The sequence below is a fragment of the Streptococcus acidominimus genome (assembly GCF_001921825.1).
In the GTDB taxonomy this organism is placed as follows: Bacteria; Bacillota; Bacilli; order Lactobacillales; family Streptococcaceae; genus Streptococcus; species Streptococcus acidominimus.
Window position 1 is genome coordinate 1 of record NZ_MSJL01000042.1, and the last position, 19,322, is coordinate 19,322.

Sequence of the window (19,322 nt, forward strand, 5' to 3'; positions counted from 1 at the left end):
CTGCACGTTTGGTTCGTCTTCTTTAATTTTCAAAGGTCTTGTCCGCTCTCTCAAGCGACAACTATATCAGTATATCACCTCAACTAATCTTTGTCAATAACTTTTTCAACTTTTTTTGAAATTTTTTAATTTTTTTCTAAATACCTTTCTTTTACTCTTGGCTAGGCCTTATGGGAAGCACTATTAAGGCGATTTTAGTTCATTTCCTGTTCTTGTATAATATAGGTATAGAAACGTTAATCTTCTCATTTTACCTCATCTTCGCTTATCAGGTGTCGATGGAGAGACCGCAACATTTTCTTGCGCCCCTTGAAACGATCACCACTAACTAGCCGATCATAGTTTTTAGAATCATCAGAGCTTAACTGTGAGCGGTAGCGGGCTAGTGAATCACGAAGGCAAACTAATTCATCTGTAACAAGGCCACCACTGCTAATCATGTGTGATATTTCTCCGATTTCTTCATACCGTAGGCGGTCAAAACCGCGTTTTTGGGTACTTTGTTTTCGTAGCATATCATTGACATAATTTCTGAACTTCACCTTAAAATATCGTAGTAACCGCAGCTCATCTCCGACTATCCCCGCTTCTTGCTGGAGTAACCGATACAAAATATACATTCCCTCTTGATCCCAGTCTTCTGGTTCCCATAATTTGACATAATATTCCCGTCGTGTCTTTTGGACAATCGGTCGTACCTTGGCATACACATCTTTAAATTCCACGCTCCCCCTCCTTAGTTTATCTTAGTCCAGTTAGTTAGTAGTTATAAGAAGTATACTCAATCAAGGAAGAATGAAAAAGGACTTTTTTGTCCCAAATGTGCGTATCGTTACTGGCTAAAGCGAGGCTTCGTCAGTATCGTGTAAGGGAGGGCAGGGGATTTTTGAATAGATTGACTTCCCTAGTTCCAGAACAGGTCAGAGGTAACTTATTATAGTCATTTAGTTTATATTTTTATTACTTCGTTAACTCGTCTTGCTGTACTATTGAGAAAAGTTACACTTTTCTTATCTATAACTTGAAATAGTTATCAACTAGACAACTACCTGCGACTTTTAACGAAAACTTCGTTTTCTTCATTTCCCACCTCAGACAGTCTCTCCCCAGACTGTTTGAGCTAGTACTAAAAATAAACTAAACGGCTATATCAGTAAGGCTGTCGAATAGCCGCTACTGTTTCCGAAATCTGCTCACGTCTTTGATAGAATAGGCTAAGAAAAAACTTGATTTGCTCTATTCTTCGAAAATCAAAGTGAAACTTGTCAAGCCTTTTTGATGTCATTGAACTCAAGGGAAAAGAAACGCAGATGTTCTAGCTTTATCTAGATACAGCTGTGACTCACATTCCTAGCGCCAAAGATATGGGATACCTTTGAAGGTAGAACTAGAATAAACTTTCTCTAATTGGGCTCTATAAAAATCAAAATCTGGAACTGGCTAAAGCTGAAACAGTTATATCCCAAAGGGAGACACACTTGACACGAGTTGCACTCGTTTTATTTCTAACCTTCAACAGTCTATTACTAGACTGCGCGACACGAGTTCCACTCGTTCTACCTCCAACCTTCAACAGTCTATTACTAGACTGGACGACACAAGTTCCACTCGTTCTACCTCCAACCTTCAACAGTCTATTACTAGACTGGGCGACACAAGTTCCACTCGCTCTATCTCCAACCTTCAACAGTCTATTACTAGACTGCGTGACACGAGTTCCACTCGTTTTATTTCCAACCTCCAACAGTCTATTCCTAGACTGTTGAAGCAAGATAGAACTCTGTTCTTTCTTGTTTTTAGGGAACAGGCTAAAAACCCCCACTGGAGCTTTTTACCCAGCAAGGCGAGTTAACGACGTCAGATGTTGATTTTTGACGAGTATAATTTCTTCGTCAGGTTTCCTATGTTTGTCCTAGCTGTTGCAGCTTATACCTGTGCTGTACAGATAGAGTATTAGCAATCAATCAAGGAGGGAATAACTGTTAGTACTTAAAAACACTATATCCCTTATAATTAAATTCGGGCTAAAAGCTCGAGAAAAGAACTGCAACTATTCCACATAGACGCGGGGAGCAACTGTTATAGGCTGTGCATGCTCTACGGCTCTGAATGTCCTTTGGGTATATTTTGCACGCTTCACAAGGCTTTCCAGACTGTGTTAAAGGTAGAGAGCAAATGTCCACAAGGGAGCCCGTTTTGGGAGGGGAGCAAAAACGCCTGCTTACGAAATCGTTTTTCTTTAAAGCGATTTCGTAAACAAGCGTTGCGTTTTTTTATCTGATGAGTGTTCCCGCTGGGAAAAACCCAGCGGTAGACCAGAGCTAGACTAAGAATGTGGGTACATTCCATCATCATAACACTCAACAAAATTGATGATCTTATACAAGTTCAATGATTGCCATTGGTGCAGCGTCACCACGACGTGGTTCAGTTTTCAAGATACGAGTGTATCCGCCATTGCGTTCTGCATAACGAGGAGCAATTTCAGAGAACAATTTTTGAAGAGCAGTAGTTGATGTGTATTTATCAGTAGCTTCATCATAGTTTTCTGATGCAATTTCGTTACGAACAAATGCTGCTGCTTGACGACGGGCATGCAAGTCACCACGTTTACCAAGTGTAATCATTTTTTCAACTGTTTTACGGATTTCTTTTGCACGAGCTTCAGTTGTAACGATTGATTCATTGATCAACAAATCTGTTGTCAAGTCACGAAGCATTGCTTTACGTTGTGAGCTAGTGCGTCCTAGTTTACGGTAAGCCATGTATTCCTCCTTTTATTTATCTTTTTTCAATCCCAAACCAAGGTCAGCCAATTTTACCTTGACTTCTTCAAGACTCTTGCGTCCAAGATTGCGTACTTTCATCATTTCTGGTTCAGTTTTTTCTGTTAAATCAAATACAGTATTGATACCTGCACGTTTCAAACAGTTATATGAACGAACAGACAAGTCCAATTCTTCAATCGTACGATCCAACATACGATCATCTGATGCTTCTTCAACTTCTTTCATCACTTCTGCTGATTTCGCTACTTCTGTCAAATCAGTAAAGAGACCTAAGTGCTCCATCAAAATACGCGCAGAAAGTCCCAAGGCATCTTCTGGGATAATTGTCCCGTTAGTCATGATTTCAAGCGTTAATTTGTCAAAACCGTCATTGCTACCAACGCGAGCTGGTTCAACTTGATAATTGACTTTTTTCACTGGTGTGTAGATAGAATCTACTGCAAGTGTGCCAACTGGCGCATCATCTTTTTTATTTCCTTCAGCTGGTACATATCCACGGCCTGTATTCACAGTCATCATTGCTTTGAAAGTTGCACCTTCACTGATTGTAAAGAGATAATGGTCAGGGTTAACAATCTCAATATCACTATCTGTCAAAATATCTCCTGCAGTAATTTCTGCTGGACCTGTAACATCAAGCTCTATCGTCTTTTCGTCTTCGACATAAGATTTTACAGCAATGCCTTTGATGTTCAAAATAATTTGCATAACATCTTCACGGACACCTGGAACTGTGTCGAACTCGTGTAGTACACCGTCAATTTTTATAGACGTTACCGCAGCACCTGGTAGTGACGCAAGAAGTACACGACGAAGTGAGTTCCCAAGAGTTGTTCCATAACCACGTTCTAATGGCTCCACAACAAATCTGCTGTAATCTTTATTTTCATCAATTTTTGTTATAGTTGGTTTTTCAAACTCAATCATTTCTTACTCCCTCTTAAACGAAAAGCAGTGTATCGTTAGTTGATTATACACGGCGACGTTTTGGAGGACGAGCACCATTGTGTGGTACAGGAGTCACATCACGAATTGCTGTTACTTCAAGACCAGCGGCAGCAAGAGCGCGGATAGCAGACTCACGACCTGAACCTGGACCTTTTACTGTAACTTCAACTGTTTTAAGACCGTGTTCTTGTGCAGATTTAGCAGCTGCTTCTGAAGCCATTTGAGCCGCAAATGGTGTAGATTTACGAGAACCTTTAAAACCAAGAGCACCAGCTGATGACCAAGCGATCGCATTACCATGCACATCAGTAATCATAACAATAGTGTTATTAAATGTAGCGTGAATGTGTGCAATACCAGACTCGATATTTTTTTTCACACGACGCTTACGTGTTGGTTTAGCCAATTTTTCTACCTCCTATTTTATTTTTTCTTACCTGCAATCGCAACAGCTTTCCCTTTACGAGTGCGAGCGTTGTTTTTAGTGTTTTGTCCACGGACAGGAAGTCCACGACGGTGACGAATTCCACGGTATGAACCGATTTCCATCAAACGTTTAATGTTCAAGTTTACTTCACGACGAAGGTCACCTTCAACTTTAATCGCATCTACTTCACGACGGATTGCATCTTCTTGATCAGAAGTCAAATCTTTTACGCGAACATCTTCTGAAATTCCAGCTGCTGCAAGAATTTTTTTAGATGTTGCAAGACCGATTCCGTATACGTAAGTCAATGAAATTACGACACGTTTGTCGTTTGGAATATCAACTCCAGCAATACGAGCCATTTTTTCTCCTTTCTATTATCCTTGACGTTGTTTGTGTTTTGGATTTGCTGGGCAAATTACCATAACACGACCATTACGACGAATAACTTTGCAGTATTCGCAAATTGGTTTGACCGATGGTCTTACTTTCATGTTTAATCCCTCCAAGTATTTCGACTATTTAAAGCGGTATGTGATACGTCCACGTGTCAAGTCGTATGGGCTAAGCTCTACTGTTACGCGATCTCCGACCAAAATACGAATGTAGTTTTTCCGGATTTTTCCTGAAACAGTTGCAAGAACTTGATGACCATTTTCAAGCTCAACGGTAAACATAGCATTTGGCATGGTATCAACTACCTTACCTTCAATTTCAATCACATCTTCTTTTGCCATGCAAAAGTATCCCCCTCTAAATTTCGATTTGATGTCCTCTGAACACAGAGGTAACAATTATAAGTCAGACTAAGATATTCTATCATTTTCAACAAGAAAACGCAAGCTAAATCCCCTGTTTTATTGCAATTTTGATAAAACTTTTTCAATATCTGCAAAGACGACTTCGATGTCTTGATCGCCTTCAATATCATGCACTAAACCTGTCGCACGGTAGTGATCGATAATCGGTTGTCCTTGAGCAATGTTGACTTCTAAGCGACGTTTTACCGATTCTGGTTTGTCATCTTCGCGCTGGTAGTAATCTTTTTCATCGTAGCCGGCTGCAGGTGGGTTAAAGACTTTATGGAAAGTTTCACCTGTTTCGCGATGGATGATTCGTCCGCTGAGACGCTCTACCAATTTAGCTGGATCAATCTCAATATTGATAACTCCTTCAAGTTTGATACCTAGCTCTTTCAGTGCTTGGTCTAAAGCGTGTGCTTGCTCAATGGTGCGAGGATAGCCGTCCAATAAGAAACCTTTTTCCTTGATGTCATCTTGAGTGAGACGTTCTTTGACAATACCATTGGTCACTTCATCTGGAACCAAATCGCCTTTATCTATATAGGACTTTGCCAACAATCCCATCTCTGTCTGATTTGCCATTGCTGCACGGAACATATCACCTGTTGAAATATGCACGATGTCAAATTTTTCAACAATTTTTGCAGCTTGCGTTCCTTTACCAGCACCTGGCAATCCCATAATTAAAAGATTCATGATAAACTCCTTATTTTGTTTTCACATAAATTTGCCACGATTGACAAACTTATCAAAAAACAAAATAGAGAGGCTGAGCAATCGGTGCCCAGCTTCTACTTTTGTCATAGACGCAATGGTTGTAAGCTCCATATAAGATTGACAACTCAATCTTATATGCCCCTCATCAACCTGTGTACAATCGATTTTACAAAATCGCGTTTCGCTCTTGCTTCCTATTCTAAGTCTAGGAAACCGACATATTTTCTCTTGAGCAGGTAACCTTCTAATTGCTTGATCCCCTCGATACTTGTCATAATGACGATAATCAAACTTGTCCCGAGGAAGGCAATTTTTGAAGTAAGCCCAAAGACATTTTGTGCAAAAATCGGTAACAAGGCAACAAATCCTAAGAATAGGGATCCAATTGTTGCAAGGCGCATTAGCAAGGTTGAGAAGTAGTCTTCTGTCCCTTTACCCGGGCGAACCCCATGGATATAAGCTCCGCTCTTTTGGAGATTTTCTGCAGCTTTTTCTGGATTTACCTGAACGAAGCTATAAAAGAAGGTAAAGAGAATAATCAACACAGCGTAGACAATCATTCCTTTGATTGTAGAATAATCGAAGTATTCTCGGATCGATGATAGCCAAGAGATACTCTTATTCTGGCTCGCAAAGAATTGGAGAAGTGAGGTCGGAATAGCTGTAATTGATCCTGCAAAGATGACCGGAATAACACCTGCTGGATTTAATTTCAATGGCAAGTAGGAACTTGACGGTGCACCTTGCGCACGTTTGGTGTATTGGATTGGAATCTTATACTCTGCCTGCTGTACAAAGGTTGTAAAATAGACAATCGCCAAGATCGCTACCAATAAAACACCCACGATCAATGCAGATTCTCCCAAGCGGCTGGATTCGATATTGACAAATCGATCAACATAAATCTCGTGCACTGTATCTGGCAATGAGGAGATAATTCCGGCAAAGATAATCATGGAAGTTCCATTTCCGTATCCTTTATCCGTAATTTGCTCTCCCAGCCATGTCACGATAACTGATCCAGTTGTTAGAATTGCACCAATAATGATATAGGTCTTCCAAGTCAGGGGCATAGTTGTCAACCTAGCACCAGACAAGGCATTGAAGCTTGCGGTGATACCGATTGACTGGACAAAAGCTAGGACCAAGGAAATGTAGCGCGTCGCTTGATTCAACTTACGGCGACCAACCTCTCCCTGCTTGCCCCATTCTACAAACTTTGGAACCAAGTCCATCTGCATCAACTGAACAATAATCGATGCAGTGATGTAGGGACTGACACCTAGTGCAAAGACCGAGAAATTACGCATTGCATTTCCCGAAACCAGACTCAACATATTCAAAAATGGAATATTTGATAGGGCTTCAAGACTTTTAACGTTCACTCCTGGAACTGTCACATGAGTCCCAACACGAAAGACAAATAAGACAAGGATCGTAAACAAGATTTTCGTACGAACGTTCTTTACCTTAAATGCATCTTTTAATAGTTTTAAAAACATAGGTCACCTCTCTTAGATGACTTCTACTGAACCACCTTTGGCAGTGATAGCCTCTTCAGCTGATTTAGAGAATTTAGTTGCTTTCACAGTTAATTTTTTCGTCAATTCGCCGTTACCAAGAATTTTGATTCCTGATTTTTCAGCTTTAACGATACCTGACTCAACAAGTACAACTGGTGTTACTTCTGCACCATCTTCAAAGACGTTCAATTGGTCAAGGTTAACAATCGCATATTCTTTTGCGTTGATGTTTGTAAATCCACGTTTTGGAATACGGCGGAACAATGGAGTTTGTCCACCTTCAAAACCTAGACGTACGCCACCACCGCTACGAGCTTTTTGACCTTTTTGTCCACGGCCTGAAGTTTTACCATTACCTGATGATGTACCACGACCAACGCGGTTACGAGTTTTACGAGAACCTGTTGCAGGTTGTAATTCATGAAGTTTCATTGATTTTTCTCCTTATGTGTAAAATGCTAGCGCCTTTAGGCTGGGTAAGGCCTCAACCTAAAAACTCGCCTATACAGAATGGACAGTAAGTCGCAAAGATTTCTCTAAGCGACTCTGTCATGTGTTTGATTCGGAATGCGACGATTAGTCTTGCTTCCTATTTCACTTCTTCAACCGTTACCAAGTGAGAGATTGCGTTTACCATTCCAAGAATAGCAGCGTTATCTTCTTTGATAACTGAACTGTTTAATTTGCCAAGTCCAAGGGCAACAACTGTCTTACGTTGTTCTGGTTTGCGACCGATTGGAGACTTAGTCAAAGTAATTTTAATTTGAGCCATGTTATCCCCTTTCTTATGCTAAATCAGAAACTGAAATGCCACGAAGTGCAGCCACTTCTTCAGCACGTTTCAATTGTTTCAAACCTTCAACTGTTGCACGAACAATGTTGATTGGTGTGTTTGAACCAAGCGACTTAGATGTCACATCAGCGACACCTGCCAACTCGATAACCGCACGAGTAGCTCCGCCCGCAGCAACTCCAGAACCTTCTGCAGCTGGTTTCAACATAATGCGAGCTCCACCAAATTCTGAACGAACTTCGTGAGGAATAGTCGTACCAACCATTGGTACTTCAATCAAGTTTTTCTTAGCAGATTCAACTGCTTTGCGGATAGCTTCTGGTACTTCTTGAGCTTTACCAGTACCGAAACCTACACGACCATTACGGTCACCAACAACCACAAGAGCTGCAAAGCGAAGACGACGTCCACCTTTAACAACTTTTGTAACACGGTTGATGGCTACTACGCGTTCTTCAAATTCAACTGCGTTATCTTTAAATGCCATTTCTTAGTGTCCTCCCTATTAGAATTTCAATCCGTTTTCACGAGCTGCTTCAGCCAAGGCTTTCACACGTCCGTGATAGAGATATCCACCGCGGTCAAAGACCACTTCAGAAATACCTTTCGCTACTGCACGTTCAGCAACGAGTTTACCTACAACAACGGCTTGTTCTGTCTTAGTACCTTTTGAAACTTCTTTATCAAGAGTAGAAGCGCTTGCGAGCGTTACACCCGCTACGTCATCAATCACTTGAGCGTAGATGCCTGTATTAGAACGGAAAATGTTCAAACGTGGGCGAGCAGCAGTTCCAGAGATTTTACCGCGAACACGACGATGGCGTTTTTGGCGGATTTTGTTTTTATCTGGTTTTGAAATCACAATTTTCACCTCTTAATTATTGATCATATCTGTACGAGATATGTCGGAAGATAATGTACGATGTGGAAACACCACTCGTAAACATTATTATTTACCTGTTTTACCTTCTTTGCGGCGAACAAATTCACCAACATAGCGGATCCCTTTACCTTTGTAAGGTTCAGGAGCACGAAGGCTACGGATATAAGCTGCTGTTTGACCAACAACTTCTTTGTTGATACCAGACACGATAATTTGTGTTGGTGCTGGAACTTCAAATGTGATACCTTCTGGTGCAATCACTTCATCTGGATGTGATTTACCAACAGCAAGTGTCAATTTGTTGCCTGCAAGTTGTGCACGGTAACCGACACCACGCATTTCAAGTTCTTTTTTGAAGCCTTCAGAAACACCAACAACCATGTTGTTGAGGTTGGCACGGCTTGTACCATGAATAGTCTTCATTTCTTTTGAATCGTTTGGACGGTGAAGTGTTACTTCTGTACCTTCCACACGAATTTCAATAGCAGTTGGGAATTCACGAGTCAATTCCCCTTTAGGTCCTTTTACAGTTACCACACCGTTGTTTTGCGAAAGCTCAACACCAGCAGGCAATGTAATCACTTTATTACCAATACGTGACATGTTTTTATTTCTCCTGTTAAATTGTCAGGCCGAATACGACCAGTTTTCACGGGGAAGCTAAGATGCAAAGGGCGTTTAAAAGCCAAAGTGAAAATAGGAAAATTGTGAACAGTCCTTTGGACTGGAGGCAATTTTATCTTTCTCACACCGGCTTTAGCCCGTGCTCGTTTTAGCTTTCTAGTTAGTATAAATTTGAACTCGGACTAAAATCCTAGTGAAAAAGATAGACTTCCTCGAGTCCAGAGACTCAGTGTCAGTCTCCTATTTTCATACGGATTTTTTAACGTCCTCGTATCATTATTTTACCAAACGTAGGCAATCACTTCTCCACCAACGTTCTTTTGACGTGCTTCTTTGTCTGTCAAAAGACCTTCTGATGTAGAGATAATTGCAATTCCAAGTCCATTAAGAACTTTAGGAATATCTTCACGTTTTGAATAAACACGAAGACCCGGTTTTGAAACACGTTTCAAGTTTGTGATTACTTTTTCACCGTTTGGACCGTATTTCAAGAATACGCGTACGATGCCTTGTTTGTCATCTTCGATAAACTCAACGTTTTTCACAAAACCTTCGTTTTTAAGAATTGTAGCAATTCCTTTTTTAATGTTTGATGCAGGTACTTCAAGCACTTCGTGTTTCGCTTGGTTTGCGTTACGAATACGTGTCAAAAAGTCTGCAATTGGATCTGTCATAACCATCTTTAATTTCTCCTCTTACTGGCAGTTTGATAGGGTCACTTACCAGTTAATGTTGTCCTATGGACTAGGTGATATAGTCATTCAGTTTATCTTTTATTACTTCGTTAACTCGTCTTGCTGTACTCCAGTACTACCTGCGGTTCGTTGCCTAGTACTAAAAGTAAACTGAACAACTATATTGAAGACAGCCGCCTTCAGTATCTCCTTATAGGTGAGCTCGCCCTATAAACCTTGTGTTCATCACGGGCTTAGTATCATCATTCAAGCGTGGACCAAAATCCCAGTGAAAAAGATAGCCTTTCTTGAGTTCTTCCAGAACTCTGCGGCAGGCTCCTACTTTCACTTCGTCCGTCACGCTCTTTGCATCATGTAATTCGAGCACGGGCTAAAATCCTAGTGAAAAAGATGAGCTGTCTTGTGTTATTCCAAAACACTGCGGTAACTCCCTATTTTCATATGGGTTCCTTAACGCCCTTACATCAGATTTGAACTCGGGCTACGGCCTGTGCAAAAAAGATAAATCTATCTAGAACCTAAGCGTTCTTCGCTAGATTTCCTATTTTTGCCTTGTCCGTCACGCCCTTAGTATCAGTATATTACCAAGAAGCTTTTGTTACGCCTGGGATTTGACCTAAGTAAGCCAAGTCGCGGAAGCATACACGGCAAAGTTTGAATTTGCGGTAAACTGAATGTGGACGTCCACATTTTTCACAACGAGTATATGCTTGCGTAGAGAACTTAGCTGGGCGTTTGTTCTTAGCGATCATTGATTTTTTAGCCATTTATTCTCTCCCTCTTATTTTGCGAACGGCATACCAAGGCCTGTAAGCAATGCACGTGATTCTTCGTCAGTGTTAGCAGTTGTAACGATAACGATGTCCATACCGCGAGTTTTGTCAACATCATCAAAGTTGATTTCTGGGAAGATCAATTGCTCTTTCACACCAAGTGTGTAGTTTCCGCGTCCGTCAAATGATTTTGTTGGAACACCATGGAAGTCACGTACACGTGGAAGTGATACAGATACCAATTTATCTAAGAACTCATACATACGTTCGCCACGAAGTGTTACTTTCGCTCCGATTGCAACCCCTTCACGAAGACGGAAGCCGGCGATTGATTTTTTAGCTTTTGTGATAAGTGGTTTTTGACCTGAAATCAATGCCAATTCTTGTGCAGCTTTTTCAAGGTTTTTAGCGTTAGAAACAGCGTCACCAACACCCATGTTCAAAACAATCTTATCCACTTTTGGTACAGCCATAACTGATGAATAGTTAAATTGTTCAGTCAAAGCAGGAACTACTTCATTAAGATATTTTTCTTTTAAGCGATTTGCCATGTTACTTCTCCTTTCCTTCGTGATTAATCAAGCACTTCGCCTGATTTTTTGTTGTAACGAACTTTTTTACCGTCAACAAATTTGTAACCAACACGACCTGCTACACCATTTTTGTCAAGAACTTGTACGTTTGATGCATGGATAGCAGCTTCTTTTTCAACGATAGCTCCTTGAGGATTTTCATTGTTTGGTTTTTGATGTTTTTTGACGATGTTAACACCTTCTACAACAACTTTATTTACTTTTGGAAGTGCTGCCAAGACTACTGCTTCAACGCCTTTGTCTTTACCAGCGATTACGCGAACTTTATCGCCTTTTTTTACAAACATTTGATTTCTCCTATTATTTCTTACGCCCTAGGGGCACCCTGAATCACTTCAGGGGACTTCGTTTGTTTTGATTAAAGTACTTCTGGTGCCAATGAAACGATTTTCATGAAACCGCCGTCGCGCAATTCGCGTGCAACTGGACCAAAGATACGAGTTCCGCGAGGTGTTTTATCTTCACGGATGATAACTGCAGCATTTTCGTCAAATTTGATGTAAGAACCATCAGCACGACGAGCACCTGTCTTAGTACGAACGATAACGGCTTTCACGACGTCACCTTTTTTAACCGCACCACCAGGAGTAGCTTGTTTTACTGAAGCAACGATGATGTCGCCGATGTTTGCAGATTTACGTTTTGAACCACCAAGAACTTTGATTGTCAAGATTTCACGTGCGCCACTGTTATCAGCAACTTTCAAACGAGTTTCTGTTTGAATCATGTAAGTTTTCTCCTTTCAGCTTGATTAAATGATAACTGCCTCTTCCACAACTTCTACAAGACGGAAACGTTTTGTAGCTGAAAGTGGACGAGTTTCCATGATACGTACGATATCGCCTTCTTTAGCAACATTGTTCTCATCATGAGCTTTGTACTTTTTAGAGTAGTTAATACGTTTACCATAGACTGGGTGGTTACGTTTTGTTTCAACTACAACTGTGATGGTTTTGTCCATTTTGTCAGATACAACACGTCCAACAAGAACTTTACGATTATTGCGTTCCATTGAAATTCTCCTTTCCCAATCTATTATTTAACTTCTGATTGCACTGTTTTGATACGTGCAATTTGCTTTTTAACTTCGTTCAAACGAGCAGTTTGCTCAAGTTGACCAGCAGCAGCTTGGAAACGAAGGTCGAAGAGTTCTTTCTTCAATTCATTTTCGCGCTTTGCAAGTTCTTCTTGAGAAAGTCCACGAAGTTCTTTAACAAATTCTTTTACTTCATTAAGTTTCATGTCTTCTCCTTATTCTGCTTCACGTTTTACGAATTTGCATTTAACTGGTAGTTTGTGGCTAGCCAAGCGGAATGCTTCGCGTGCGATTTCTTCTGAAACGCCTGCTACTTCAAACATCACTTTACCACGTTTAACTGGTGCTACCCAACCTTCAGGTGCCCCTTTACCAGATCCCATACGTACCCCGATAGCTTTAGCGGTATATGATTTGTGTGGGAAGATTTTGATCCAAACTTTACCACCACGTTTCATATAACGAGTCATCGCGATACGGGCTGCTTCGATTTGACGGTTTGTGATCCAGTGGCTAGTTGTAGCTTGAAGACCATATTCACCGAAGTCTACTTGTTTTCCACCTTTAGCTTCACCGCGCATTTTTCCACGGAATTCACGACGGTGTTTAACACGTTTAGGTACTAACATTGGTTATTTACCTCCTTTAGTGTTTTTACGAGCTGGAAGAACTTCTCCACGGTAAATCCATACTTTAATACCAAGTTTACCATAAGTTGTAAGTGCTTCTTCCCAAGCGTAGTCGATATCCGCACGAAGTGTATGAAGCGGAACAGTTCCTTCTGAGTATCCTTCTGCACGGGCGATATCAGCACCGTTCAAACGTCCAGATACTTGAGTCTTGATTCCTTTTGCTCCTGCACGCATTGTACGTTGGATTGCTTGTTTTTGAGCGCGACGGAATGCCACACGTTGCTCCAACTGACGAGCAATTGTTTCACCAACAAGGTGAGCATCCAAATCAGGTTGTTTGATTTCGATAATGTTGATGTGTACTTGCTTACCAGTCAATTTATTTAATTGCGCACGAAGTGCATCAACATTGCTACCTGCTTTACCGATAACCATACCTGGCTTAGCTGTATGAATGCTTACGATCACTTTGTTTACTGCGCGTTCAATTTCGATAGTTGAAACGGATGCTTCAGCCAATTCTTTTTTGATAAAGTTGCGGATTGCAAGATCTTCATGAAGGTAATCCGCGTATTCTTTTTCAGCATACCATTTAGCATCCCAGTCACGGATGATGCCGACACGCATACCAATTGGATGTACTTTTTGTCCCACGTTTTTACCTCCTTATTTTTCTGCCACAACTACAGTGATGTGAGCTGTACGTTTGTTGATTGGTGAAGCAGAACCTTTTGCACGTGGACGGAAACGTTTGAGTGTTGGTCCTTCGTTTGCGAAAGCTTCGCTTACTACCAAGTTTGCTTTTTCCAAACCGAAGTTATTTTCAGCATTAGCGATTGCAGAGTTCAATACTTTCTCGATAATGCCTGCAGCTTTGTTTGGAGTGAATTTCAAGATTGCGATTGCATCGGCTACGCTTTTGCCACGGATATTATCCAAGACAAGACGTGATTTACGAGGTGAAACACGTACTGTGCGAGCAGTTGCTTTAGCTGAAGTAATTTCTGCCATAATGTGTTCCTCCTATTATTTTCTACGTGTTTTCTTGTCGTCAGCAGCGTGACCTTTGTAAGTACGAGTTGGTGCAAATTCACCAAGTTTGTGACCTACCATGTCTTCTTGGATGTAAACCGGTACATGTTTACGTCCATCATAAACTGCGATTGTATAACCAATGAAACTTGGGAAGATCGTTGAACGACGTGACCAAGTTTTAATTACTTTTTTCTTTTCATCGTTTGCTTGAGCTTCAACTTTTTTCATCAAATGCTCATCGACGAAAGGGCCTTTTTTAAGACTACGTCCCATTTTAATCTATTCTCCTTTAAAATATGTACCACAGCGGCCTGCCTTGCAAGCGCAAGGCTACCGAGCTGGCGGATATGCTTTATGCTACTTGTAACAAACTATTTTTCGTTACGACGACGAACGATAAGCTTGCTAGATTTTGCTTTCTTGTTACGAGTTTTAAGTCCAAGAGCAGGTTTGCCCCATGGAGTAGATGGTGCTTTACGACCAACTGGTGCTTTACCTTCACCACCACCGTGTGGGTGATCGTTCGGGTTCATTACAGAACCGCGGACTGTTGGACGGATCCCTTTCCAACGGCTACGTCCAGCTTTACCAAGGTTTACAAGTCCGTGTTGCTCATTTCCAACAACACCAACTGTTGCACGACAAGTTCCAAGAATCATACGAACTTCGCCTGATTGAAGGCGGACAAGAACATACTTACCTTCTTGACCAAGTACTTGCGCAGAAGCACCTGCCGCACGAACCAATTCTCCACCACGACCTGGTTTCAATTCGATATTGTGGATAACAGTACCGACTGGAATATTGGCAAGTGGAAGTGCGTTACCGACCTTGATATCTGCTTCTGGACCTGAAACGATACGTTGACCAACTTCAAGGCCTTTAGGAGCAATGATATAAGCTTTCACACCGTCTGTATAATGTACAAGAGCGATATTAGCTGAACGGTTTGGATCGTATTCAATTGTTTTAACAACTGCTTCAATACCGTCTTTGTTTCGTTTGAAGTCAATCAAACGGTAGTGACGTTTGTGACCACCACCTTGGTGACGAACTGTGATGCGACCGTTGTTGTTACGACCAGCTTTGCTCTTTAGAGAAACAAGCAATGATTTCTCAGGAGTGCTTGTTGTGATTTCTGCGAAATCCAAAGAAGTCATGTTACGACGGCCATTTGTAGTTGGTTTATAAACTTTAATTCCCACGTTAATTCCTCCTTTGATTATTCAGCATCAGCTGTGGCAAACAATTCGATTGCTTTTGAATCAGCAGTCAATGTGATGATTGCTTTTTTCACTTTGCTTGTACGACCTACATAACGTCCTACACGTTTTGTTTTAGGTTTTACGTTGATTGTGTTAACATTTGCAACTTTTACTCCCTCAAATACTGCTTCTACAGCTTGTTTGATCAGAAGTTTGTGCGCACGAGTGTCAACTTCAAAAACATATTTTCCTGCTTCAAGCTGAGCCATTGAGCTTTCTGTGATGACAGGTTTTTTGATAACATCATACAAATTCATTATGCAAGAACCTCCTCAATTTTAGAGATAGCTGCTTGAGTTACAAGAAGTTTGTCTGCATTTGCAATGTCAAGGACGCTTGCAGTTGTAGCAGTTGCAACTTTCACGTTTGGAAGGTTGCGAGCTGAAAGAGCTGCAAAGTCATTGCCTTCTTCAAGAATAACAAGAACTTTTGAATCAATGCTCAATGCTGCAAGAACTTTTGCAAATTCAGCAGTTTTTGGAGCTGTAAATGAAAGGCTGTCAACAGCTACAAATTTATTTTCAGCAACTTTTTCTGAATAAACAGATTTAAGTGCCAAACGACGAACCTTTTGTGGAAGTTTGTAGGCATAAGAACGTGGAGTTGGTCCGAAGACTACGCCACCACCACGCCATTGTGGTGAGCGGATAGAACCTTGACGAGCACGTCCAGTTCCTTTTTGACGCCATGGTTTGCGTCCACCACCTGAAACTGCTGAGCGATTTTTAACTGCATGAGTTCCTTGACGAAGGCTTGCACGTTGGCTGATGATGACATCAAACACAACTGCTTGGTTTGGTTCGATACCAAAGACTGCATCGTTAAGAACTACTTCACCAGCTTGTTTACCAGTTTGGTCAAATAATGTTACGTTTGCCATTATGACTGATTTCCCCTTTCCTTATTATTTACCAGCTTTTACTGCTGATTTGATTGTGATAAGAGATTTCTTAGCACCTGGTACGTTTCCTTTAATAAGGATCACGTTCTTTTCTGGAACAACTTGTACAATTTCAAGGTTTTGAATTGTCACACGGTTGCCACCCATACGTCCTGCCAAGTGTTTGTTTTTGAAAACACGGTTTGGCGCAACAGGTCCCATTGAACCTGGACGACGGTGGTAACGTGAACCGTGAGCCATCGGACCACGTGATTGACCATGGCGTTTGATAACACCTTGGAAACCTTTACCTTTAGATGTACCAGTTACATCCACAACATCTCCAGCTGCGAAAGTATCAACTGTGATTTCGCTACCTACTTCCAAGCCTTCAATGTTTTTAAATTCACGAATGAAGCGCTTAGGAGCTGTGTTAGCTTTTGCTACATGGCCTTTGGCAGGTTTGTTACTCAATACTTCGCGTTTGTCATCAAAACCAACTTGGATCGCATTGTATCCATCTGTTTCAACAGTTTTCACTTGAAGAACAACGTTTGGAGTTGCTTCGATGACAGTTACAGGGATAAATTCACCAGTTTCAGTGAAGATTTGAGTCATTCCCACTTTTTTCCCTAAGATTCCTTTTGTCATGAGAAAAATATTCCTTTTCTTATTTTATAGTTTAAAAAGTTTTTAACGAGCGTTTTTTATGCTCAAACAAGATACAAAGGACGCAGAACTCAAAGTGAAAATAGGAAATTTTCCGAAGAAACTTCAGTTTCTAGGGGAATTTATCTTTTTCACACAGAGTTCAGTCCGTGTTCAATTCAAACACTTACTAATCTTGTTTTTGATTAAAGCTTAATCTCTACGTTCACGCCACTTGGTAAGTCAAGTTTCATAAGAGCGTCAACTGTTTTTTGCGTTGGGTTCACGATGTCGATAAGACGTTTGTGAGTACGCATTTCGAATTGCTCACGAGAGTCTTTGTACTTGTGAGTCGCACGAATGATTGTGTAGAGGCTACGTTCAGTTGGAAGTGGAACTGGACCAGCTACGCTTGCACCTGTACGTGTTGCAGTTTCTACGATTTTTGCAGCTGCTGTATCAAGTGTACGGTGTTCGTACGCTTTCAAGCGGATGCGGATTTTTTTGTTTGCCATCTTTTTCTCCTTTTCGTCTATTTAAGATAATAGGCTAGCTCCGCAAGAAAACCGACAGTGTTGCGTGGCAATGCAACCGAGCGTGTCGCAACCTCTTGCATCAAAGCTACAAGCTGATTTTTCACAGCACCATAGTAGAATACCATATCTCATGGTGAATTGCAAGGGTTTTGCCACTATTTTTTCAAAAAAATATGGAGTTTAGAATCTTATTCTGCTTTTTTTTTTTAGCATTTGTGATATAATCAGCTTGCAAACTGTTTGCAAAAAAGAAACAAGGAGAAACCGACTATGGTTAAAACACACGTTAAACACTTCACTCTCTTAGCACTTGCAGTCCTGACCCTGACCGCATGTAGCTCTAAATCCTCTACCTTTGACAAGTTGGTTGATAAGGCAATGGAGCAAACAAGCTCCTCTTCTAAGCCATCAAAAGATAAAAAGGAAGAGGTCATCCATAAAATTGGTGATACATTCACCGTCGGAGATGTAGAATACACCGTTCAATCCAAAGAACTGGCAGCCCGAGTGGGAAATGAATACTTTGGCGAAAATGCCAATGGACAGTATGTCATCATTAGCGTGACCATTAAAAATAACGGCAAAGAATCCATCACCTTGTCCGATAACTACTTTAAACTCATCAAAGGGGAGACCGAATACGAAGCGGATTCTTCTGCTGGTATCTATGTAAAAGACGACGCAGGTGCTAACCTCTTGTACTCCGAACTCAACCCAGAAAATAGCGCTACTGGCAAGGTAGTCTTTGATGTCAACCCTGACACTGCTAGCGATCCTAGCTTGCAACTCCAAGTTCAAACTGGTTATTGGGGAACAGAAACTGCTCTTATTAGCCTGAACCAATAAAGAAAGGACTGGGTAAAAGTCCTTGAAAAACAAAAATCGTAAATGGAGAACTGAAACCCTCAATTTACGATTTTTTTATGGTTAACTTCGGACTCTTTAACCAAGTCCATTGTAAGGAGATTATTATGAAAAAGAATAAAGCTATTATAGAAAAGAATGTTTAAACAAACCTTACAGCGTTTAATCTCTGGGGGAGTACGGTTCCCTAGCTGGCTAGACTGTGCAAGCTCCAGCTGTATATTGATTATAATAGGAATAAAAGTAGACCCACAAAAAATCGAGCAGTCATAGACTGCTCAATTTAAGGAGGTTATATGAAAAAGAATAAGATTATTATAGAAAAGAATGCTTAAGTGAATCTTAAACAATTGCATTTTTAATGTCTAAAAGACAGTCAATGTGGGTATTGTAAGCCGAACTCCCAAGAGTTAAGTTGAGACTCTTTATCCCCGCTGCTTGAGCTGTTTCAGCGTCCAGCAGTCGATCTCCTATATAATAAGTAGCTTCTTGAGGTAACTCATACTTCTCCATAAGATAGAGTACTGCTTCTGGATCCGGCTTTCTTGCAAAACCGGAATCAGCCGTCAACACTTCTACAAAATAGTGGGAAATGCCTAATTCGTCCAAAATGGCAAAGGTATTGTCCCCTTTATGGGTATAGATAAATTGTTTCATCCCCATTTCCCGAGCCCACTCAAGAATTTCTCTTGCTCCCTCCATGAGAGAAATTTGAGCATTTTTTTCACGTAATACTCAATAAAAAATAATGATACGTGATATAATAGAAATATGAAACCAACAGATTTTAAATTAAGCCCAGCAGACACTGCTCTTCTATCAAAAGCCCTCCAAACAGCTAAAACCAAATCTTTCCAT

35 protein-coding genes are annotated in these 19,322 nt (G+C 40.9%); 1 reads left to right on the plus strand and 34 read right to left on the minus strand.

The window, feature by feature from the left end:
• Nucleotides 1-245: 245 nt before the first annotated feature.
• The 32 genes from BU200_RS08220 to BU200_RS11700 form a co-directional block, all read right to left on the minus strand.
• Nucleotides 246-725 (minus strand): hypothetical protein, encoded by a 480-nt coding sequence (locus tag BU200_RS08220; RefSeq protein WP_075099706.1) that lies wholly within the window; start codon nucleotides 723-725, stop codon nucleotides 246-248.
• A gap of 1,653 nt (nucleotides 726-2,378) precedes the next feature.
• The gene (gene rplQ / locus BU200_RS08225) at nucleotides 2,379-2,765 is read right to left on the minus strand and encodes a 50S ribosomal protein L17 (protein WP_000331493.1); all 387 of its coding nucleotides are present in this window, start codon (nucleotides 2,763-2,765) and stop codon (nucleotides 2,379-2,381) included.
• Nucleotides 2,766-2,777: 12 nt separating this feature from the next.
• The gene (locus tag BU200_RS08230) at nucleotides 2,778-3,716 is read right to left on the minus strand and encodes a DNA-directed RNA polymerase subunit alpha (RefSeq protein WP_075099707.1); all 939 of its coding nucleotides are present in this window, start codon (nucleotides 3,714-3,716) and stop codon (nucleotides 2,778-2,780) included.
• A 43-nt stretch (nucleotides 3,717-3,759) separates the two neighbouring features.
• Nucleotides 3,760-4,143, minus strand: a complete 384-nt coding sequence (rpsK, locus tag BU200_RS08235; protein WP_004195509.1) for a 30S ribosomal protein S11 — start codon at nucleotides 4,141-4,143, stop codon at nucleotides 3,760-3,762.
• A gap of 17 nt (nucleotides 4,144-4,160) precedes the next feature.
• Nucleotides 4,161-4,526, minus strand: a complete 366-nt coding sequence (rpsM, locus tag BU200_RS08240) for a 30S ribosomal protein S13 (RefSeq protein ID WP_002936622.1) — start codon at nucleotides 4,524-4,526, stop codon at nucleotides 4,161-4,163.
• 15 nt (nucleotides 4,527-4,541) lie between these two features.
• Complete coding sequence (gene rpmJ, locus BU200_RS08245) at nucleotides 4,542-4,658, minus strand: 50S ribosomal protein L36 (RefSeq protein WP_001808836.1); 117 nt, start codon at nucleotides 4,656-4,658, stop codon at nucleotides 4,542-4,544.
• 24 nt (nucleotides 4,659-4,682) lie between these two features.
• A complete protein-coding gene (infA, locus tag BU200_RS08250; protein ID WP_002936627.1) occupies nucleotides 4,683-4,901 on the minus strand; it encodes a translation initiation factor IF-1 in 219 nt (72 codons plus the stop codon).
• Between the two features lie 120 nt (nucleotides 4,902-5,021).
• Entirely contained in the window at nucleotides 5,022-5,663 is a 642-nt protein-coding gene (locus BU200_RS08255) for an adenylate kinase (RefSeq protein ID WP_075099708.1), read from the minus strand.
• A gap of 215 nt (nucleotides 5,664-5,878) precedes the next feature.
• Nucleotides 5,879-7,186, minus strand: coding sequence for a preprotein translocase subunit SecY (gene secY, locus BU200_RS08260; RefSeq protein ID WP_075099709.1), 1,308 nt, complete (start codon nucleotides 7,184-7,186; stop codon nucleotides 5,879-5,881).
• A gap of 12 nt (nucleotides 7,187-7,198) precedes the next feature.
• Nucleotides 7,199-7,639, minus strand: a complete 441-nt coding sequence (gene rplO, locus BU200_RS08265; RefSeq protein WP_075099710.1) for a 50S ribosomal protein L15 — start codon at nucleotides 7,637-7,639, stop codon at nucleotides 7,199-7,201.
• A gap of 157 nt (nucleotides 7,640-7,796) precedes the next feature.
• Nucleotides 7,797-7,979, minus strand: coding sequence for a 50S ribosomal protein L30 (gene rpmD / locus BU200_RS08270; protein WP_075099711.1), 183 nt, complete (start codon nucleotides 7,977-7,979; stop codon nucleotides 7,797-7,799).
• 13 nt (nucleotides 7,980-7,992) lie between these two features.
• The gene (rpsE, locus tag BU200_RS08275) at nucleotides 7,993-8,487 is read right to left on the minus strand and encodes a 30S ribosomal protein S5 (RefSeq protein WP_075099712.1); all 495 of its coding nucleotides are present in this window, start codon (nucleotides 8,485-8,487) and stop codon (nucleotides 7,993-7,995) included.
• Between the two features lie 18 nt (nucleotides 8,488-8,505).
• On the minus strand, nucleotides 8,506-8,862 hold the full coding sequence (rplR, locus tag BU200_RS08280; protein WP_067087634.1) for a 50S ribosomal protein L18: 357 nt from the start codon (nucleotides 8,860-8,862) through the stop codon (nucleotides 8,506-8,508).
• Between the two features lie 87 nt (nucleotides 8,863-8,949).
• Entirely contained in the window at nucleotides 8,950-9,486 is a 537-nt protein-coding gene (rplF, locus tag BU200_RS08285; protein ID WP_075099714.1) for a 50S ribosomal protein L6, read from the minus strand.
• Between the two features lie 302 nt (nucleotides 9,487-9,788).
• Nucleotides 9,789-10,187, minus strand: coding sequence for a 30S ribosomal protein S8 (gene rpsH, locus BU200_RS08290; RefSeq protein WP_075099715.1), 399 nt, complete (start codon nucleotides 10,185-10,187; stop codon nucleotides 9,789-9,791).
• Nucleotides 10,188-10,392: 205 nt separating this feature from the next.
• Entirely contained in the window at nucleotides 10,393-10,569 is a 177-nt protein-coding gene (locus BU200_RS11145; protein ID WP_158015145.1) for a hypothetical protein, read from the minus strand.
• A 214-nt stretch (nucleotides 10,570-10,783) separates the two neighbouring features.
• Nucleotides 10,784-10,969: a type Z 30S ribosomal protein S14 gene (locus tag BU200_RS08295; protein ID WP_002936651.1), complete on the minus strand. Its 186-nt coding sequence runs from the start codon at nucleotides 10,967-10,969 to the stop codon at nucleotides 10,784-10,786.
• Between the two features lie 14 nt (nucleotides 10,970-10,983).
• Nucleotides 10,984-11,526, minus strand: a complete 543-nt coding sequence (gene rplE, locus BU200_RS08300) for a 50S ribosomal protein L5 (protein ID WP_029176426.1) — start codon at nucleotides 11,524-11,526, stop codon at nucleotides 10,984-10,986.
• 23 nt (nucleotides 11,527-11,549) lie between these two features.
• On the minus strand, nucleotides 11,550-11,855 hold the full coding sequence (gene rplX / locus BU200_RS08305; protein ID WP_075099716.1) for a 50S ribosomal protein L24: 306 nt from the start codon (nucleotides 11,853-11,855) through the stop codon (nucleotides 11,550-11,552).
• A 71-nt stretch (nucleotides 11,856-11,926) separates the two neighbouring features.
• A complete protein-coding gene (rplN, locus tag BU200_RS08310) occupies nucleotides 11,927-12,295 on the minus strand; it encodes a 50S ribosomal protein L14 (protein WP_067087623.1) in 369 nt (122 codons plus the stop codon).
• A 24-nt stretch (nucleotides 12,296-12,319) separates the two neighbouring features.
• Nucleotides 12,320-12,580 (minus strand): 30S ribosomal protein S17, encoded by a 261-nt coding sequence (rpsQ, locus tag BU200_RS08315; RefSeq protein ID WP_000440801.1) that lies wholly within the window; start codon nucleotides 12,578-12,580, stop codon nucleotides 12,320-12,322.
• A gap of 23 nt (nucleotides 12,581-12,603) precedes the next feature.
• Nucleotides 12,604-12,810: a 50S ribosomal protein L29 gene (gene rpmC / locus BU200_RS08320; protein WP_075099717.1), complete on the minus strand. Its 207-nt coding sequence runs from the start codon at nucleotides 12,808-12,810 to the stop codon at nucleotides 12,604-12,606.
• Nucleotides 12,811-12,819: 9 nt separating this feature from the next.
• Nucleotides 12,820-13,233: a 50S ribosomal protein L16 gene (gene rplP, locus BU200_RS08325; RefSeq protein ID WP_067087620.1), complete on the minus strand. Its 414-nt coding sequence runs from the start codon at nucleotides 13,231-13,233 to the stop codon at nucleotides 12,820-12,822.
• A 3-nt stretch (nucleotides 13,234-13,236) separates the two neighbouring features.
• Nucleotides 13,237-13,890: a 30S ribosomal protein S3 gene (gene rpsC / locus BU200_RS08330; protein ID WP_075099718.1), complete on the minus strand. Its 654-nt coding sequence runs from the start codon at nucleotides 13,888-13,890 to the stop codon at nucleotides 13,237-13,239.
• Between the two features lie 12 nt (nucleotides 13,891-13,902).
• A complete protein-coding gene (gene rplV / locus BU200_RS08335) occupies nucleotides 13,903-14,247 on the minus strand; it encodes a 50S ribosomal protein L22 (protein WP_067087616.1) in 345 nt (114 codons plus the stop codon).
• Between the two features lie 15 nt (nucleotides 14,248-14,262).
• Nucleotides 14,263-14,544 (minus strand): 30S ribosomal protein S19, encoded by a 282-nt coding sequence (rpsS, locus tag BU200_RS08340; protein WP_000533766.1) that lies wholly within the window; start codon nucleotides 14,542-14,544, stop codon nucleotides 14,263-14,265.
• A 98-nt stretch (nucleotides 14,545-14,642) separates the two neighbouring features.
• The gene (gene rplB / locus BU200_RS08345; protein ID WP_075099719.1) at nucleotides 14,643-15,476 is read right to left on the minus strand and encodes a 50S ribosomal protein L2; all 834 of its coding nucleotides are present in this window, start codon (nucleotides 15,474-15,476) and stop codon (nucleotides 14,643-14,645) included.
• A 17-nt stretch (nucleotides 15,477-15,493) separates the two neighbouring features.
• Nucleotides 15,494-15,793 (minus strand): 50S ribosomal protein L23, encoded by a 300-nt coding sequence (locus BU200_RS08350; RefSeq protein ID WP_075099720.1) that lies wholly within the window; start codon nucleotides 15,791-15,793, stop codon nucleotides 15,494-15,496.
• Nucleotides 15,793-16,416 (minus strand): 50S ribosomal protein L4, encoded by a 624-nt coding sequence (rplD, locus tag BU200_RS08355; RefSeq protein WP_075099721.1) that lies wholly within the window; start codon nucleotides 16,414-16,416, stop codon nucleotides 15,793-15,795. Before rplD ends, BU200_RS08350 begins: the two co-directional genes overlap by 1 nt.
• Nucleotides 16,417-16,440: 24 nt before the next feature.
• On the minus strand, nucleotides 16,441-17,067 hold the full coding sequence (gene rplC, locus BU200_RS08360; protein ID WP_075099722.1) for a 50S ribosomal protein L3: 627 nt from the start codon (nucleotides 17,065-17,067) through the stop codon (nucleotides 16,441-16,443).
• Nucleotides 17,068-17,270: 203 nt separating this feature from the next.
• Nucleotides 17,271-17,579: a 30S ribosomal protein S10 gene (gene rpsJ / locus BU200_RS08365; RefSeq protein WP_067087606.1), complete on the minus strand. Its 309-nt coding sequence runs from the start codon at nucleotides 17,577-17,579 to the stop codon at nucleotides 17,271-17,273.
• 17 nt (nucleotides 17,580-17,596) lie between these two features.
• Complete coding sequence (locus BU200_RS11700; protein WP_265588262.1) at nucleotides 17,597-17,725, minus strand: hypothetical protein; 129 nt, start codon at nucleotides 17,723-17,725, stop codon at nucleotides 17,597-17,599.
• A gap of 145 nt (nucleotides 17,726-17,870) precedes the next feature.
• On the opposite strand from BU200_RS11700, the gene BU200_RS08370 reads away from it, so the two are divergent.
• On the plus strand, nucleotides 17,871-18,446 hold the full coding sequence (locus BU200_RS08370) for a DUF4352 domain-containing protein (RefSeq protein WP_083609387.1): 576 nt from the start codon (nucleotides 17,871-17,873) through the stop codon (nucleotides 18,444-18,446).
• A 360-nt stretch (nucleotides 18,447-18,806) separates the two neighbouring features.
• Here the strand turns inward: BU200_RS08370 and BU200_RS08375 are convergent, their stop codons facing one another.
• Both BU200_RS08375 and BU200_RS11385 read right to left on the minus strand, forming a co-directional pair.
• A complete protein-coding gene (locus BU200_RS08375; protein ID WP_075099723.1) occupies nucleotides 18,807-19,166 on the minus strand; it encodes an HAD-IA family hydrolase in 360 nt (119 codons plus the stop codon).
• The coding region (locus BU200_RS11385; protein WP_211268962.1) for a hypothetical protein at nucleotides 19,118-19,322 on the minus strand (205 nt) is incomplete at its 5' end. The genes BU200_RS11385 and BU200_RS08375, both read right to left, overlap by 49 nt.

Bases quoted from the DNA above. Each gene is read 5' to 3' on its own strand.
- rpmD (WP_075099711.1), bottom strand. From the start codon at position 7,979: ATGGCTCAAATTAAAATTACTTTGACTAAGTCTCCAATCGGTCGCAAA.
- rplQ (WP_000331493.1), bottom strand. From the start codon at position 2,765: ATGGCTTACCGTAAACTAGGACGCACTAGCTCACAACGTAAAGCAATG.
- infA (WP_002936627.1), bottom strand. From the start codon at position 4,901: ATGGCAAAAGAAGATGTGATTGAAATTGAAGGTAAGGTAGTTGATACC.
- rplD (WP_075099721.1), bottom strand. From the start codon at position 16,416: ATGGCAAACGTAACATTATTTGACCAAACTGGTAAACAAGCTGGTGAA.
- rplF (WP_075099714.1), bottom strand. From the start codon at position 9,486: ATGTCACGTATTGGTAATAAAGTGATTACATTGCCTGCTGGTGTTGAG.
- rpsH (WP_075099715.1), bottom strand. From the start codon at position 10,187: ATGGTTATGACAGATCCAATTGCAGACTTTTTGACACGTATTCGTAAC.
- rpsJ (WP_067087606.1), bottom strand. From the start codon at position 17,579: ATGGCAAACAAAAAAATCCGCATCCGCTTGAAAGCGTACGAACACCGT.
- rplV (WP_067087616.1), bottom strand. From the start codon at position 14,247: ATGGCAGAAATTACTTCAGCTAAAGCAACTGCTCGCACAGTACGTGTT.
- rplN (WP_067087623.1), bottom strand. From the start codon at position 12,295: ATGATTCAAACAGAAACTCGTTTGAAAGTTGCTGATAACAGTGGCGCA.
- rpmJ (WP_001808836.1), bottom strand. From the start codon at position 4,658: ATGAAAGTAAGACCATCGGTCAAACCAATTTGCGAATACTGCAAAGTT.
- rpmC (WP_075099717.1), bottom strand. From the start codon at position 12,810: ATGAAACTTAATGAAGTAAAAGAATTTGTTAAAGAACTTCGTGGACTT.
- rplE (WP_029176426.1), bottom strand. From the start codon at position 11,526: ATGGCAAATCGCTTAAAAGAAAAATATCTTAATGAAGTAGTTCCTGCT.
- BU200_RS08375 (WP_075099723.1), bottom strand. From the start codon at position 19,166: ATGGAGGGAGCAAGAGAAATTCTTGAGTGGGCTCGGGAAATGGGGATG.
- BU200_RS08350 (WP_075099720.1), bottom strand. From the start codon at position 15,793: ATGAATTTGTATGATGTTATCAAAAAACCTGTCATCACAGAAAGCTCA.
- secY (WP_075099709.1), bottom strand. From the start codon at position 7,186: ATGTTTTTAAAACTATTAAAAGATGCATTTAAGGTAAAGAACGTTCGT.
- BU200_RS08370 (WP_083609387.1), top strand. From the start codon at position 17,871: ATGGTTAAAACACACGTTAAACACTTCACTCTCTTAGCACTTGCAGTC.
- rpsS (WP_000533766.1), bottom strand. From the start codon at position 14,544: ATGGGACGTAGTCTTAAAAAAGGCCCTTTCGTCGATGAGCATTTGATG.
- BU200_RS11700 (WP_265588262.1), bottom strand. From the start codon at position 17,725: ATGGTATTCTACTATGGTGCTGTGAAAAATCAGCTTGTAGCTTTGATG.
- rpsE (WP_075099712.1), bottom strand. From the start codon at position 8,487: ATGGCATTTAAAGATAACGCAGTTGAATTTGAAGAACGCGTAGTAGCC.
- rplX (WP_075099716.1), bottom strand. From the start codon at position 11,855: ATGTTTGTAAAAAAAGGCGATAAAGTTCGCGTAATCGCTGGTAAAGAC.
- rpsM (WP_002936622.1), bottom strand. From the start codon at position 4,526: ATGGCTCGTATTGCTGGAGTTGATATTCCAAACGACAAACGTGTCGTA.
- rpsQ (WP_000440801.1), bottom strand. From the start codon at position 12,580: ATGGAACGCAATAATCGTAAAGTTCTTGTTGGACGTGTTGTATCTGAC.
- BU200_RS08255 (WP_075099708.1), bottom strand. From the start codon at position 5,663: ATGAATCTTTTAATTATGGGATTGCCAGGTGCTGGTAAAGGAACGCAA.
- rplP (WP_067087620.1), bottom strand. From the start codon at position 13,233: ATGTTAGTACCTAAACGTGTTAAACACCGTCGTGAATTCCGTGGAAAA.
- rplC (WP_075099722.1), bottom strand. From the start codon at position 17,067: ATGACAAAAGGAATCTTAGGGAAAAAAGTGGGAATGACTCAAATCTTC.
- BU200_RS08295 (WP_002936651.1), bottom strand. From the start codon at position 10,969: ATGGCTAAAAAATCAATGATCGCTAAGAACAAACGCCCAGCTAAGTTC.
- rplO (WP_075099710.1), bottom strand. From the start codon at position 7,639: ATGAAACTTCATGAATTACAACCTGCAACAGGTTCTCGTAAAACTCGT.
- BU200_RS08230 (WP_075099707.1), bottom strand. From the start codon at position 3,716: ATGATTGAGTTTGAAAAACCAACTATAACAAAAATTGATGAAAATAAA.